Source organism: Paludibacterium denitrificans (assembly GCF_009707705.1).
Lineage (GTDB): Bacteria > Pseudomonadota > Gammaproteobacteria > Burkholderiales > Chromobacteriaceae > Paludibacterium_A > Paludibacterium_A denitrificans.
In genome coordinates this window covers 992,150-1,004,742 of record NZ_WLYX01000001.1, presented here as the reverse complement: position 1 = coordinate 1,004,742, position 12,593 = coordinate 992,150, and the positions used below count along the sequence as shown (strand labels likewise).

Below are 12,593 nucleotides of genomic sequence, written 5' to 3'. Positions count from 1 at the left end.
GCTCTCGGAAGTGTCCAGCGCCAAGGCAGCATGCACGGCTATCGGGTGTACGTGTTGCATGATGACGCCGAACGGCGCCAGCGCGAACAGGCGCATCGCTGGGAGGCCAGCCATGATCCGCTGACGGGGTTGGCCAACCGGCGTGGTTTCCTTGCCGCACTCAACCAGCTGTTGTCGCGTCCTGACCGACAGGACGAGCCACATGCGGTGGCTATGCTGGATCTGGACTTCTTCAAGGAGGTCAACGACCGGGCCGGGCACAGCGCGGGTGACCGGCTGTTGCAGGACATCGCCAGCCTGTTGCTGCACCGGCTACGGGCCAGCGATGTGGTGGCGCGTCTGGGTGGAGATGAGTTTGCCTTTATTCTCTATGATTGCGATCGTGAGCATGCGGCCGATCTGCTGGAAGGCGTGCGTCAGCAGATTGCCGAACACGTGATGGTGTGTGACTCACATCCGTATCATGTCACCGCTAGCATTGGTATTGCACTGCTGCAGGCCGAGGACAAGTTGCCGCAGGATGTACTGGATCGTGCCGACATGCGGTGTTATCTGGCCAAGCATCAGGGGCGCAACCGCTTGGTGACGATGGCCTGATGCGCGTAGGCCAAGGTTGGCCGAACGGCTGGTGAGGGCAAAAAAAACGGGCCGGTGTTGACCGGCCCGAAACGTTCACATTAGCAGGGTCTTGACTGCAATCAGCTAGCGATACCGCCCAGGCACACGTACTTGATCTCGAGATAATCTTCGATCCCGTACTTGGAGCCTTCGCGGCCGAGTCCCGATTGCTTTACGCCACCAAACGGTGCCGTCTCGTTCGACAGGATGCCGGTATTCACCGCCACCATGCCATATTCCAGGGCCTTCCGACACGCGGAAGATGCGACCGATGTCGCGGGCATAGAAGTAGCTGGCCGGCCAAACTCGGTGTCGTTGGCCAGAGCAATGACTTCTTCTTCGCTCTTGAAGCGGAACAGCGGAGCCAGCGGGCCGAAGGTTTCTTCCTTGGCCACTTTCATGGCGGCCGTCACTTCGGTGATCACGGTCGGCTCGAAGAAGCTGTGGCCCGGGCTATGACGCTGGCCACCGGTCAGCAGCTTGCCACCTTTGGACAGGGCATCGGCGACGTGCTCTTCCACTTTCTTGACCGCATTTTCGTCGATCAGCGGGCCCTGGGTCACACCCGGCTCGGTGCCATGGCCAACCTTGAGCTTGGCAACGGCTGCTGCAAACTTCTCGGCAAAGGCATCGTACACGCCGTCTTGTACGTAGAGGCGGTTGGCGCAGACGCAGGTTTGGTAAGCGTTGCGGTATTTGGAGATCATGGCGCCTTCGACTGCGGCATCCAGATCGGCATCATCGAACACGATGAACGGAGCGTTGCCGCCCAGTTCCATCGACACCTTTTTCACGGTTTCGGCGCATTGGCCGATCAGCTTGCGACCCACTTCGGTCGAGCCGGTGAAGGAGAATTTCTTCACGGTGTCGGAGCCGGTGAGAACCGCGCCGATGTCGGTGGAACCACCGGTGATCACCGAGAAAATCCCGGCCGGGATGCCTAGGCGCGGTGGGCCAGTTCGGCAATGGCCAGCGCGGACAGCGGTGTCTGGCTGGCCGGGCGTACGATCATCGGGCAGCCAGCGGCCGTGGCCGGAGCTGCTTTACGCGTGATCATGGCATTGGGGAAGTTCCACGGGGTAATGGCGGCGGTGACGCCGATCGGGCCCTTGGTCACCAGAATGCGCTTGTCGTTGTCCGGCTGCGGCAGGGTGTCGCCGTAAATACGCTTGGCTTCTTCGGCATACCATTCGATATAGCTGGCGCCATAAGCGATTTCGCCACGGGCTTCCGGCAGCGGTTTGCCTTGTTCGGCAGTGAGGATGGCGGCCAGATCGTCCTGATGCGCCATCATCAGGTCAAACCATTTGCGCAGCAGCGCCGCGCGCTGTTTGGCGGTGGTTTTTTTCCAGCTCTTGAAGGCTTCGGCGGCGCCGCGACGGCGCGTTCTGCTTCGGCTCGGCCCATTTTCGGGACCGTGGCGATCACTTCGCCATTGGCCGGGTTGATGACGTCGATGGTGGCGCCGTTATCGGCATCCACCCATTCGCCGTTCAGATAGCATTGCTGCTTGAGCAGCGAGGGGTCTTTCAGATTCAGCATGTGGTGTTCTCCATCGGGGGGCGGAACAGCCAGTACAGTTTCGGCCAACCTTGTGACAAGGTTGGCCGAAACACCGGGGTGGGGCGTGCAGCCCCGCGCCGATCAGGCTTTCAGTGCGGCTTCCAGAATGTCCAGCGCTTCATCGAACACGTCGTCTTCGATGGTCAGCGGGAACAGGAAACGTACCACATTGTAGTAAGTGCCGCAGGTCAGCAGAATCAGGCCGTGTTCCAGTGCGAAACGCTGCACTTTTTTCGGGAAGTCGGCATCCGGTTCATCCGTGCCCGGCTTCATGAATTCCACGGCGACCATCGCACCCAGACCACGTACGTCGCGGATTTCCGGAACGTCGGCGCGCAGCGATTCAACGCGGGCTTTGAGCTTGTCGCCCAAGGCCTGACCGCGTTCCGGCAGCTTGTCTTCGTGCATGATGTCGATCACGGCTTCGGCCGCGGCCAGCGCCAGCGGGTGACCGGCATAGGTGCCACCCAGCCCGCCCGGAACCGGAGCGTCCATGACTTCGGCACGGCCGGTAACAGCTGACAGCGGGAAACCACCGGCCGGGCTCTTGGCCCGGTGATGATGTCGGCGCGGGTTTCGTAGTTGTCCATGGCAAACAGCTTGCCGGTACGGCCGAAGCTTGGACTTCGTCGGCAATCAGCAGGATGCCGTGTGCGTCGCACAGCTCGCGCAGACGTTGTACGAATTCGGCCGGAGCCGGGTTGAAACCGCCTTCGCCTTGTACCGGTTCAAAAATGATGGCGGCAACGCGTGCGGCTTCTACATCGTATTTGAACAGGCGTTCGATGCTGGCGATGGATTCATCCACGCTCACGCCGTGCAGGGCGTTCGGGTACAGCGCATGGTAAACGTCGCCCGGGAACGGACCAAAGCCGATCTTGTACGGAGCCACTTTGCCGGTCAGGGCCATGGTCAGCAGCGAGCGGCCATGGAAGGCGGCGCCGAAGGCGATGATGGCCGGGCGGCCGGTGGCAGCGCGGGCAATCTTCACTGCATTTTCCACGGCTTCTGCGCCGGTGGAGAAGAAAGCGGTTTTCTTGGCAAAGTCGCCCGGCGACAATTTGTTGAGTTTTTCAGCTACCGAAACGTAGCTTTCGTAAGGAACAACCTGATAACAGGTGTGGCTGAATTTCTTCAGTTGAGCTTCGACTGCCGCTTGCACTCGGTCGTGCAGGTGACCGGTGTTGAGCACGCCAATGCCACCAGCAAAGTCGATGTAGCGATTGCCTTCCACGTCCCAGATCTCGGCATTCTTGGCGCGGTCGGCAAAGAAGGAACACATTACGCCCACGCCGCGCGGGGTGGCTTCAGCTTTACGCTGCATCAAATCTTTGTTGCTCATCAGATTTCTCCTAATTAATCATGGGCCAGCGGTCTTTGGCGGAAGACCTGAGGTTGCCCTGCCAAATTATCGGTATGGCCGTGGCAACGTCAGCAGACGATTCGTTAAGGTGTTGCGCCCTTGCCTGTCTTGCAATTTTTTTCTTGGTAAAACCACTGCTTCACCACCACAATCAAGACAGGTGTTTCGCTGCTGTTACTCTCAGCGCATTCTATGTGGGTGTTTAGAAAAATGCTACATCATTTTAAAAAATTAAACACACGAGAGAAAAGTGACGCCAAAACCCCACAGCGAACCGGCTAGTACTTCGCTGCGGGGTGTGCAGAATTGATGGGATTTAATGACGGATGACGCGGTTGACGTCGGCAAGCAGGGCTTCGTCCAGCTGGTAAGCGCTTTGTGCCAGCGCCAGTCGCGCCAGCAGGTAGTTGTATTTGGCGGTGGCGAGGCTGGTGAGCGCATCGTAGTAAGACTGTTCGGCCTGCAGGACATCCAGATTGGTGCGGATGCCCACTTCCTTGCCCAGCCGCGTGGAGTCGAGTTTGCTCTTGGCCGAAACCAGCAACTGCTGCTGCGCGCGTACCAGTGCCGCGCCATTGGTGATTCCCAGAAACGCCTGACGGACGTTTTCCCGCACTTGCCGCTTGCTGGCTTCCAGCTGGTCACGCGCGGCCTCTTCCTTGGCCAGTGCCTCGCGTACCTGCGAATTGATGCCGCCACCGGCAAACAGTGGCAGTGTCACCCCCACGCCGATGCTGCTGCCGCGGTTTTGTGGCATCTGGTTGATGCTCAGGTGACTACGGCTATCGGTGTAGCCCGCTTCCAGACTGACCACCGGTAGGTGATTGCCGCGTTTTTCGGTTACCGTCTGGCGGGCATATTCCAGCGCCTGTTCGGCTGCCCGGATGGTCAGGCTGTTACGCAGCGCGTTATCGCTCCAGGGCTTGCAGCGAATCCGGCAACGGGCGTGTCAACGGCAGGTTGGCTTGCAGCGGTTGAATGCCCTGTACTTCCAGCCCGGTCAGCTGGCGCAGGGTGTATTGGCTGACTTCCAGATCATTCAGCGCGCTGATTTCCCGCGCCGATGCTGCATCGTAGAATTACTTGTGCTTCGTGCGTATCGGTGATGGTGGCGGTGCCGACATCAAAAGCCGCGCGCGCCTGTGCCAGCTGGGTTTGGTAGGCCTTCTTGCTGGCTTGGGTGGCGGCCAGTGTGTCTTGTGCCAACAATACCTTGAAATAGGCTTGGGCGATGGTCAGCATCAGTTGCTGTTCGCTGGCCTGAAAGCTGATTTCGGCCTGACGCGTGCCGATCTGCCCCTTCTGGTAGCCGGTGTATTTGCTGATATCGAACAACGGCTGCTTCAGGCTGACGCCATAGCTGGTGCTGTCATAACCGGGCAGATTGGTAAGCAGCGTCAGGTGGGTATAGCTGTAGTTGGCCGAAGCCCCCACTTGCGGCAGCAACTGGGCACGACCCTGAATGGCTTGTTCGCGCCCGGCGGACAGATTGGCGCGGGCGGCGGCAAAGTCGGCATTGTAGTCGCGCGCGGCGTGCCGGGCATCGAGCAGATCATAGCTGTATGCGCTTGGGGCGAGGGCCAGCAAGGCGATGCCCAGCCAACGTGAACACAGGTATTTCATACGTTTTCCAAATGATGGACGAGCGGACGCTGGACCTTGAACCACTGCGCATACAGGGCAGGCAGGAACAGCAGCGTCAATACGGTGGCGACCAGCAGCCCACCCATGATGGCGACGGCCATCGGCCCCCAGAACGTACTGCGGGTGAGTGGAATCATCGCCAGTATGGCCGCCAGCGCGGTGAGCATGATAGGCCGGAATCGGCGCACGGTGGAGCCGATGATGGCCTCCCATTTTGGCACGCCATCGCGGATGTCGTGTTCGATCTGATCGACCAGAATCACCGAGTTGCGCATGATCATGCCGGACAGCGCAATCACCCCGAGTAGTGCCACAAAACCGAACGGGGCATGGAACAGAATCAGCGTCAGCGTGACACCGATCAGCCCCAGTGGCGCGGTCAGCACGACCATCAGCGTACGCTGGAAGCTTTGCAATTGCAGCATCAGCAAGGTCAGTACGATGACCAGCATCAGCGGTTGCACGGCCGGGATGGCGCCCTGCGATTTCTGGCTGGCTTCCAGCGTGCCGCCCAGCTCAATGTGATAGCCCAGCGGCAGGGTTTTCTCCAGCGCCTGCATCCTCGGGCTGCAATTGCGCGGCGATGTCCGACCCTTGTACGCCATCGGCGGCATCGGCCCGTACCGTGATGGTGGGCAGCCGATTGCGGCGCCAGATGATGCTTTCCTCTGGCTGATAGTCGATCTTGCCCAGTTGCGACACTGGTACATAGCGACCGCTGGCGGTCTGAATCATCAAATTGCCCAGCCCGGCGACGTTCTGCTGCTCCTGCGGATTCAGCCGCGCTTCCACTCCGATGGTGCGGTCGCCTTCGCGATAATCGGTGATCCACGCGCCGGAAATCAGCATTTGCAGCTGACGGCTCAGTTGCTGTGATGACACCCCCAGCGCGCGCGCCTTGTCCTGATCGATCTGGATGCGCAACGCCTTCACCTGCTCGCCCCAGTCGTTATTGACATGGCGTGTGGCCGGATGGGCACGCATGATGTTTTCCACCTGCGCGGCAATCTGGCGGACCTTGTCGTGATCTTCGCCCAGTACGCGGAACTGTACGGCATAGCCCACCGGCGGGCCGTTTTCCAGCCGCGTGACGCGTCCGCGCACCAGCGGGAAATCACTGTTGAACAGTTTTTCCAGCCGGGTTTTGACCTCCTCGCGCACGTGTTCGTCCTGAGTCATCACCATCAGCTGTGCGTAGTTGAGGTGCTGTTGCTGCTGGTCGAGCGGCAGATAAAAGCGCGGGCTGCCACTGCCGACGTAACTGGTGACGCTGCTGACGTGGCGATCCCGGCGCAACAGGCCTTCCAGCTTTTTCACCTCGCGTTCCGTGGCCTGATAGCTGGCACTTTGCGGTAGCCACATGTCCACCATCAGTTCCGGGCGGTTGGAGGCGGGGAAAAACTGTTGCTGCACGAATAGCTTGAAGGCCAGCAGCGACAGCAGAAATGTCCCCAGCGTGATGGCGATCACCGTCTTGCGGTGATCCAGACACCATTCCACGATCCGGCGGAACTTCAGATAAAACGGCTTATGGTAAACGTCGTCGTGCTGGCTGCCGGGCGGGTGCTCCGGCAGCAGCTTGAAGCCGAGAAACGGCGTAAACACCACCGCCACAATCCACGACAGGATCAGGGCGATGCTGACCACGGCAAACAGGCTGAACACGTATTCACCGGCATTGGACTTGGCCATGCCCACCGGCAAAAAGGTGGCGGCCGTAATCAGCGTGCCGGTCAGCATGGGGAAAGCGGTGCTGGTGTAGGCAAAGGTGGCGGCCTGAAATTTGTTCCAGCCTTGTTCCAGCTTGAGCGCCATCATCTCCACGGCAATGATGGCGTCGTCCACCAGCAGGCCGAGCGCGATAATCAGCGAGCCGAGCGAGATGCGCTGCAGGTCGATCTTGAAGAAATACATGGCCAGAAACGTCATGGCCAGCACTAGCGGGATTGAGAGCGCGACCACCACGCCCGTGCGCAGGCCGAGGCTGAAGAAGCTCACCGCCAGTACGATGATGACGGCTTCCACCAGCGAATGCATGAATTCGCTGACCGAGTTGTGTACCACCTTGGGCTGATCGGAAACGGCATGAATCTGCACGCCGACCGGCAGTTTGTGCTGGATATCCGCCATCAGCGTATCCAGATTGCTGCCCAGTTTCAGGACATCGCCGCCGTCTTTCATGGTGATCGCCAGACCGAGTGCTTAAGCTGGCCATTAAAACGCATGCGAAAGGTGGGCGGATTGACGAACGAACGGTGCACGCTGGCGATATCGCCCAGCCGGAAAGTCTTGCCGTTGGCGGCGACAGCGGTGTTGGCAATGGTATGCACCGAATCGAAACCGCCGGTCGGGCGCACCCAGATGCGGTCACTCGGGGTTTCGAAGGTGTCATACTGGCGTCATGGCATTTTGCTGCTGCAACGCGGCCCAGATGCTGGCGGAGTCCAGTCCCAGCGAAGCCAGCTTGGCGCTGGAGAGATCGACGTAAATGCGTTCTTCCTGCTCGCCAATGATGTCGACCTTGCCCACATCCGGCACGCGCAACACCTCGCGCTTGGCATCTTCCACATAGCGGCGTAGCTCTTCGTCGTTGAAGCCATCGCCGGTAAAGGCGTAGATGTTGCCGAAGGTGTCGCCAAATTCGTCATTGAAGTACGGCCCCTGAATGTCGCTGGGCAACTGGCTGCGAATGTCGCCCATTTTCTTGCGCACCTGATACCACAGTTGCGGCACGTTCTTGGGCGGCACTTCCTCGCGGATCGACAGCACCATCAACGCCTCGCCGGGCTTGGTGTAGCTCTGCACGTAATCCAGCTCGCCCATCTCCATCAGCTTTTTTTCCAGCTTGTCGGTGACTTGCTGCTCGACTTCATTGGCCGTGGCGCCGGGCCATTTGACCTGCACGATCATGGCCTTGAAGGTGAACTCAGGGTCTTCCTTCTGCCCCAGACGGGAGTACGCCAGCATCCCGGCCAGCATCAGCACCACCATCAGATACATCACCAGCGCCTGATGGTGCAGTGCCCATTCCGACAGGTTGAGTTTTTTCATTTCGGCCAACCTTCAGGGTTTGAGCAGGGTGACGCGTTGCTGATCGTGCAACAGGTGGACGCCAGCGCTGACAATGCGGTCGCCACGGTGGATGCCACCGGTAATCAGCACGCTGTCGTTGCTCAGGCTCTGCACCGTCACCGGGCAGCGGCTGACGCGCGAGGTGCGCGCATCGATACGCCAGACATAATGGCGGCCCTGCTGATCCAGCAGCGCGGTCAGCGGCAGGCGCAGCCATTGCGGCTGGCGGTTGTCCGGCAGGATGACGCTGGCGGTCATGCCCAGTTTGACATCGGCATCCGGCTGCGTCAGCGCGATGCGTGCCGGGTAGGTGCGGGTGGCCGGGTCGGCATCGGTCGCCAGCTCGCGCAGCGTACCGGCATAGCTCTTGCCGCCAGACCACAGCCGGATCTGGAACTGGCTGGTGTGACGGAATTTGTCCAAGGCATTTTCCGGTACCTGAATCGCCACTTCGCGGCTGCCGTCTTGCGCCAGTCTGGCTACCGGTTGGTAAGCGGCGACCACCAGACCGGGTTCGGCCAACATCTGGTTGATCACGCCGTCGGCATCGGCGCTGAGCGTGGTGTAGCGGCTTTGGTTATGGCTGGCCGACAGCTGGGCGCTGGCCTGTTCCACTCGGGCGCGCGCCGCGTTGACGGTATTTTGTTGGTTGTCCACTTGCGCTCGGCTGATGAACTGCTTGTTGAGCAGTTCGCGGTAGCGCTTGAGATTGAGCTGCTGTTGCGTCAGGTCGGATTGTGCCGCCGCCAGTGCGGCCTGTTTGGCGCTCAGGTCCAGTGCATAATCGGCCACATCTAGCCGCGCCAGAATTTGGCCTTTTTTCACCCGTTCACCGCTGTTGACCCGTTTCTCGATCACCTTGCCACCGACGCGAAACGCCAGACTGGTTTCATGACGGGCGCGGATTTCGCCGGAATAGCTGTCGCCAAACCTGTTCGGCCCCGGCACCGGCGATCACGTAACGCACCGGACGGACTTCTTCGACCGCCGTGGGGGCCTTGCCACAGGCGGACAAGAGCAGCAAGAGCAACGCGGCCAGACCGAGTGGATGGAAAGAATGGCGTGTCATGCTGGAGTTCCTTGTGGCGTCGCCTGCAACCCGCGCAGCACCAGCTCCAGAGCGTGGTGCAGGAAGGCTTGCGGTTGGGCGGTGGTCGCTGTCTGGCAGGCGGGAACGCAGCCAAACGAGTGCCCCCAGATCATGGTGGTGAGGAGCGGGGCGACCAGCGTATCGACCGTGTGGTCGATGTGTACCGGACGGAATTCTCCGCGCGCGATGCCTTGTTCCAGAATCTGTGCGGTAAAGGTGCGGCCGGGCAGGATCACTTCCTCATAATAGAACTGGGCCAATTCCGGGAAGTTGGCCGCTTCGGCCATCATCAGTTTGCACAAACCGGCGGCACGGCCAGAGCCGATTTTTTCCCACCAGCCATCCAGCGCCCATTGCAGTAGCTGGGCGGCGCTGCCGTGCTGCTGTTGCATGCTGCTGCGCAAATCGTTGAAGCGCGCGACGATGGTATCGCGCACCACCGCCTTGAAAATGTCTTCCTTGTTGTGGAAGTAAAGGTAGGGCGTGCCTTTGGTTACACCGGCCGCCCGGGCGATGTCTTCCATCTTGGTGGCGCGAAAACCTTTTTCCACAAACAGGGTAAGGGCTGCGTCCAGTATTTCGGCCGGGCGCGCGTCTTTCTTGCGTTGCCAGCGTGCTGGCGTTTTGTCGTTCATGGCGGAGTAACTGAACTGGTATTTAGGAAATTGGCTGGCACTGTACGAGCAAAATCCGCCTGTTTGCAATTAATAAATAACAGTTCAGTAATTTGATTGATTAGAATGCAACACTTGTTCCTCCCGACTAGAGACTCAAGGAGTTAGCCGTGACTGTTCCCGCCGCCGAAAAGGCGCAGATTCTTGCCGAAGCCCTGCCGTATATCCGCCGCTTTGCTAAGCAAGACCATCGTGATCAAGTACGGCGGCAATGCCATGACGGATGATGCCCTCAAGGCTGACTTCGCCAAAGATGTCGTGCTGTTGAAACTTGTCGGCCTGAACCCGGTTGTGGTGCATGGCGGCGGCCCGCAGATCAACGAACTGCTGGAGCGCGTTGGCAAGGAAGGCAAGTTCATTCAGGGCATGCGTGTCACCGACAGCGAAACCATGGATGTGGTGGAGATGGTGCTGGGCGGCCTCGTCAACAAGGAAATCGTGTCGCTGATCAACAAGTTCGGCGGCAAGGCCGTGGGGATTACCGGCAAGGATGGCCACTTCATCCGTGCCAAGAAAATGTATCTGGAATCCAAGGACGAAGGCCCGATCGACATCGGTCAGGTGGGCGAAATCCAGTACATCGACCCAAGCCTGGTAGCCTTGTTCGAACAACAGGATTTCATCCCGGTGGTGGCGCCGATTGGCGTTGGCCCCAATGGTGAAGCCTACAACATCAACGCCGACGTGGTCGCAAGCAAGTTGGCCGAAACCCTGCACGCCGAGAAGCTGGTGTTGATGACCAACACGCCGGGCGTGCTGGACAAGAATGGCAAGCTGCTGACCGGTTTGAGTGCGGCGCAGGTCGATGCGCTGTTTGCGGATGGCACCATCCACGGTGGCATGTTGCCCAAGATTGGTTCCGCGCTGGAAGCCGCCAAGAACGGCGTCAATTCGGTACACATCATCGATGGCCGTGTGGCACATGCGTTGCTGCTGGAAATCCTCACAGATGTGGGTGTCGGTACCATGATCAAGGCACCATCGGTGCTGTAAGTCCTTGCCGGGCAGCCTCTTCTGGCTGCCCGTCTTCCCTGCCTTTTCTTGTTCTCCCCGCTTTAATCCGCTAGCCAGTGCGCTGGCGTAGTCTATAGTTTCTGCATACCCATCCCACATGACCACCCACAAGGGGAACGCCATGCAAACGGTAAAGCAGCTATTGGAAAACAAGGCCAGCAGTGCATTGATCCACGTTTCGCCAGAGAGTAGCGTGTTTCAGGCGTTGCAGTTGATGGCCGAAAAAAACGTCGGGGCGGTGCTGGTGATGGAAGAGGGGGCTGTGGTCGGCGTGTTTTCCGAACGTGACTACGCCCGGCGCGTGGTGCTGCAGGGGCGCACCTCAGCTGGCACGCAGGTGCGCGACATCATGACCAGCCGCGTGGTGTACGTGACGCCAATACGCTGGACGAGTGCATGGCGCTGATGACGGAAAAACGCATCCGTCACCTGCCGGTGCTGGAAGGCTGCTGCGTCAAAGGCATTCTCTCGATTGGCGATCTGGTGCACGCCACCATCGAAGAGCAGAAGTTTGTCATCGAACAGTTGGTGCATTACATCCAGAGTGCCTGAGGCCGCCACCGCCCACCACGCTGGCGGGCGGTGACTTAACCGCGTGGTACCGGGCGTTGGCGCAATGCCAGCAGCGCCGGGGCGATGACGTTTTGCATGGTGTCGGCGCTAAAGGCAAAGGCCGGGCCGCTGGCGTTGAGGCTCATGGTAAGCTGGCTGGCCGAGAGCGACGGCAGGTGCACGCCTACCGCCATCACGTCTTGCTCGTACTCACCAAACGACACCGAAAATCCGCGCTGCTGGTAATTGGCCTGTTCGCGTTGCAGCTGTTGCTGTAGCGCTTACCATTGCTTGCCATAACGCTCGGCCAGCTGTGCGTCCAGATGCTCACGCTCGGTTTCGGCCAACCCCAGATAGTAGGCCCGGCCGATCGCCGTGGTGGCGATGGGTACACGCGAGCCCACCGTCAGTTGCACCGATACTTTGGCCTGGCTGCGGCAGGTTTCCAGATACACCATGTCGGTGCCATCGCGCGTGGCCGGCTGATGGAAACATTGTTGGCCAGCGCAAACTCGCGCATCAACGGCCCGGCGATATGGCGAATATCGTAGCTGGCCAGCACCGCCGCCCCCAGTTCCAGTACCGCCACGCCCAGCCGGTAAAAACCGCTGTCGGCATCCTGCGACAGATAACCCTGTTTGGTCAGGGTGTAGGTCAGACGCGACACCGTGGATTTGGGCAGACCGGTGCGTTTTGCCAGTTCCTGATTGGACAGGCTGGCCTCTCCCGGCCGAAAGGCCGCCAATACCTTCAGTCCACGCGCCAAAGCGGTGACAAACAGGCGGTCTTTGTCGTCTTCCATGCAGTCTCTTTCCTTTATTCAGCCATCATTCGGGCCCGGCCGGGCTGCCAAGCATAACGTGTCTGCGGCGACTCTGAGAAGCCGTGCCGGGGTGATCGGCCACGCGTCGTACGGTTGCAACGGCCAGCGTGCCGGACACCAGAAAATACTTTACAGCATGATCGGGCTGTTGCTAGTCTATTTTGCATAGTGAAATGTGGT

Annotated in this window: 17 protein-coding genes and 3 pseudogenes; 4 read left to right on the top strand and 16 right to left on the bottom strand. The window is 59.8% G+C overall.

Annotation, left to right across the window (positions count from 1 at the left end; genetic code table 11):
- Nucleotides 1-30 precede the first annotated feature (30 nt).
- Nucleotides 31-597: a GGDEF domain-containing protein gene (locus GKE73_RS06670; protein WP_230369518.1), complete on the top strand. Its 567-nt coding sequence runs from the start codon at nucleotides 31-33 to the stop codon at nucleotides 595-597.
- A gap of 101 nt (nucleotides 598-698) precedes the next feature.
- Here GKE73_RS06670 and GKE73_RS22740 read toward each other — a convergent pair whose 3' ends face one another.
- The 13 genes and pseudogenes from GKE73_RS22740 to GKE73_RS06630 all read right to left on the bottom strand — a co-directional run bounded on the left by GKE73_RS22740 (nucleotide 699) and on the right by GKE73_RS06630 (nucleotide 9,985).
- Entirely contained in the window at nucleotides 699-1,535 is an 837-nt protein-coding gene (locus GKE73_RS22740; protein WP_312854380.1) for an aldehyde dehydrogenase family protein, read from the bottom strand.
- A 23-nt stretch (nucleotides 1,536-1,558) separates the two neighbouring features.
- Nucleotides 1,559-2,160: pseudogene (locus tag GKE73_RS22735) on the bottom strand (aldehyde dehydrogenase family protein).
- A gap of 102 nt (nucleotides 2,161-2,262) precedes the next feature.
- Entirely contained in the window at nucleotides 2,263-2,676 is a 414-nt protein-coding gene (locus GKE73_RS24605) for an aminotransferase class III-fold pyridoxal phosphate-dependent enzyme (protein ID WP_312854379.1), read from the bottom strand.
- A 181-nt stretch (nucleotides 2,677-2,857) separates the two neighbouring features.
- Nucleotides 2,858-3,463 (bottom strand): annotated as a pseudogene (locus tag GKE73_RS24600) (aminotransferase class III-fold pyridoxal phosphate-dependent enzyme); the annotation flags it as partial.
- A 397-nt stretch (nucleotides 3,464-3,860) separates the two neighbouring features.
- On the bottom strand, nucleotides 3,861-4,409 hold the full coding sequence (locus tag GKE73_RS06655; protein WP_230371416.1) for a TolC family protein: 549 nt from the start codon (nucleotides 4,407-4,409) through the stop codon (nucleotides 3,861-3,863).
- Nucleotides 4,410-4,579: 170 nt separating this feature from the next.
- Nucleotides 4,580-5,167 carry a TolC family protein gene (locus tag GKE73_RS06650; protein WP_230369517.1) on the bottom strand — a complete coding sequence of 196 codons (588 nt, stop codon included), beginning with the start codon at nucleotides 5,165-5,167 and terminating at the stop codon, nucleotides 4,580-4,582.
- On the bottom strand, nucleotides 5,164-5,748 hold the full coding sequence (locus tag GKE73_RS22730) for an efflux RND transporter permease subunit (RefSeq protein ID WP_280954798.1): 585 nt from the start codon (nucleotides 5,746-5,748) through the stop codon (nucleotides 5,164-5,166). The genes GKE73_RS06650 and GKE73_RS22730 overlap by 4 nt, the downstream gene beginning before the upstream one ends.
- The gene (locus tag GKE73_RS22725) at nucleotides 5,705-7,369 is read right to left on the bottom strand and encodes an efflux RND transporter permease subunit (protein ID WP_280954797.1); all 1,665 of its coding nucleotides are present in this window, start codon (nucleotides 7,367-7,369) and stop codon (nucleotides 5,705-5,707) included. Before GKE73_RS22725 ends, GKE73_RS22730 begins: the two co-directional genes overlap by 44 nt.
- Nucleotides 7,366-7,545 carry a hypothetical protein gene (locus GKE73_RS22720; protein ID WP_280954796.1) on the bottom strand — a complete coding sequence of 60 codons (180 nt, stop codon included), beginning with the start codon at nucleotides 7,543-7,545 and terminating at the stop codon, nucleotides 7,366-7,368. Before GKE73_RS22720 ends, GKE73_RS22725 begins: the two co-directional genes overlap by 4 nt.
- 31 nt (nucleotides 7,546-7,576) lie before the next feature.
- Nucleotides 7,577-8,239 (bottom strand): efflux RND transporter permease subunit, encoded by a 663-nt coding sequence (locus GKE73_RS22715; protein ID WP_280954795.1) that lies wholly within the window; start codon nucleotides 8,237-8,239, stop codon nucleotides 7,577-7,579.
- A gap of 12 nt (nucleotides 8,240-8,251) precedes the next feature.
- Entirely contained in the window at nucleotides 8,252-9,208 is a 957-nt protein-coding gene (locus tag GKE73_RS06640; protein WP_230369516.1) for an efflux RND transporter periplasmic adaptor subunit, read from the bottom strand.
- A complete protein-coding gene (locus GKE73_RS06635; protein WP_230369515.1) occupies nucleotides 9,150-9,329 on the bottom strand; it encodes a hypothetical protein in 180 nt (59 codons plus the stop codon). Before GKE73_RS06635 ends, GKE73_RS06640 begins: the two co-directional genes overlap by 59 nt.
- Entirely contained in the window at nucleotides 9,326-9,985 is a 660-nt protein-coding gene (locus GKE73_RS06630) for a TetR/AcrR family transcriptional regulator (RefSeq protein ID WP_230369514.1), read from the bottom strand. The genes GKE73_RS06635 and GKE73_RS06630 overlap by 4 nt, the downstream gene beginning before the upstream one ends.
- A gap of 149 nt (nucleotides 9,986-10,134) precedes the next feature.
- Here GKE73_RS06630 and argB point away from each other — a divergent pair.
- The 3 genes and pseudogenes from argB (at nucleotide 10,135) to GKE73_RS26485 (ending at nucleotide 11,590) form a co-directional block, all read left to right on the top strand.
- Nucleotides 10,135-11,017 (top strand): annotated as a pseudogene (gene argB, locus GKE73_RS06625) (acetylglutamate kinase).
- Between the two features lie 142 nt (nucleotides 11,018-11,159).
- Nucleotides 11,160-11,444 carry a CBS domain-containing protein gene (locus GKE73_RS06620; RefSeq protein ID WP_230369513.1) on the top strand — a complete coding sequence of 95 codons (285 nt, stop codon included), beginning with the start codon at nucleotides 11,160-11,162 and terminating at the stop codon, nucleotides 11,442-11,444.
- The gene (locus GKE73_RS26485) at nucleotides 11,435-11,590 is read left to right on the top strand and encodes a CBS domain-containing protein (RefSeq protein WP_230369512.1); all 156 of its coding nucleotides are present in this window, start codon (nucleotides 11,435-11,437) and stop codon (nucleotides 11,588-11,590) included. Before GKE73_RS06620 ends, GKE73_RS26485 begins: the two co-directional genes overlap by 10 nt.
- 35 nt (nucleotides 11,591-11,625) lie before the next feature.
- Here the strand turns inward: GKE73_RS26485 and GKE73_RS06610 are convergent, their stop codons facing one another.
- From GKE73_RS06610 to GKE73_RS06605, 3 genes are read right to left on the bottom strand one after another with little or no spacing between them, the layout of a single operon-like run.
- Nucleotides 11,626-11,814, bottom strand: a complete 189-nt coding sequence (locus GKE73_RS06610; RefSeq protein WP_230369511.1) for a hypothetical protein — start codon at nucleotides 11,812-11,814, stop codon at nucleotides 11,626-11,628.
- Nucleotides 11,815-11,871: 57 nt separating this feature from the next.
- Nucleotides 11,872-12,006: a hypothetical protein gene (locus GKE73_RS22710; protein ID WP_280954794.1), complete on the bottom strand. Its 135-nt coding sequence runs from the start codon at nucleotides 12,004-12,006 to the stop codon at nucleotides 11,872-11,874.
- A complete protein-coding gene (locus GKE73_RS06605; protein ID WP_230369510.1) occupies nucleotides 11,997-12,392 on the bottom strand; it encodes an IclR family transcriptional regulator in 396 nt (131 codons plus the stop codon). Before GKE73_RS06605 ends, GKE73_RS22710 begins: the two co-directional genes overlap by 10 nt.
- Nucleotides 12,393-12,593: the final 201 nt, after the last annotated feature.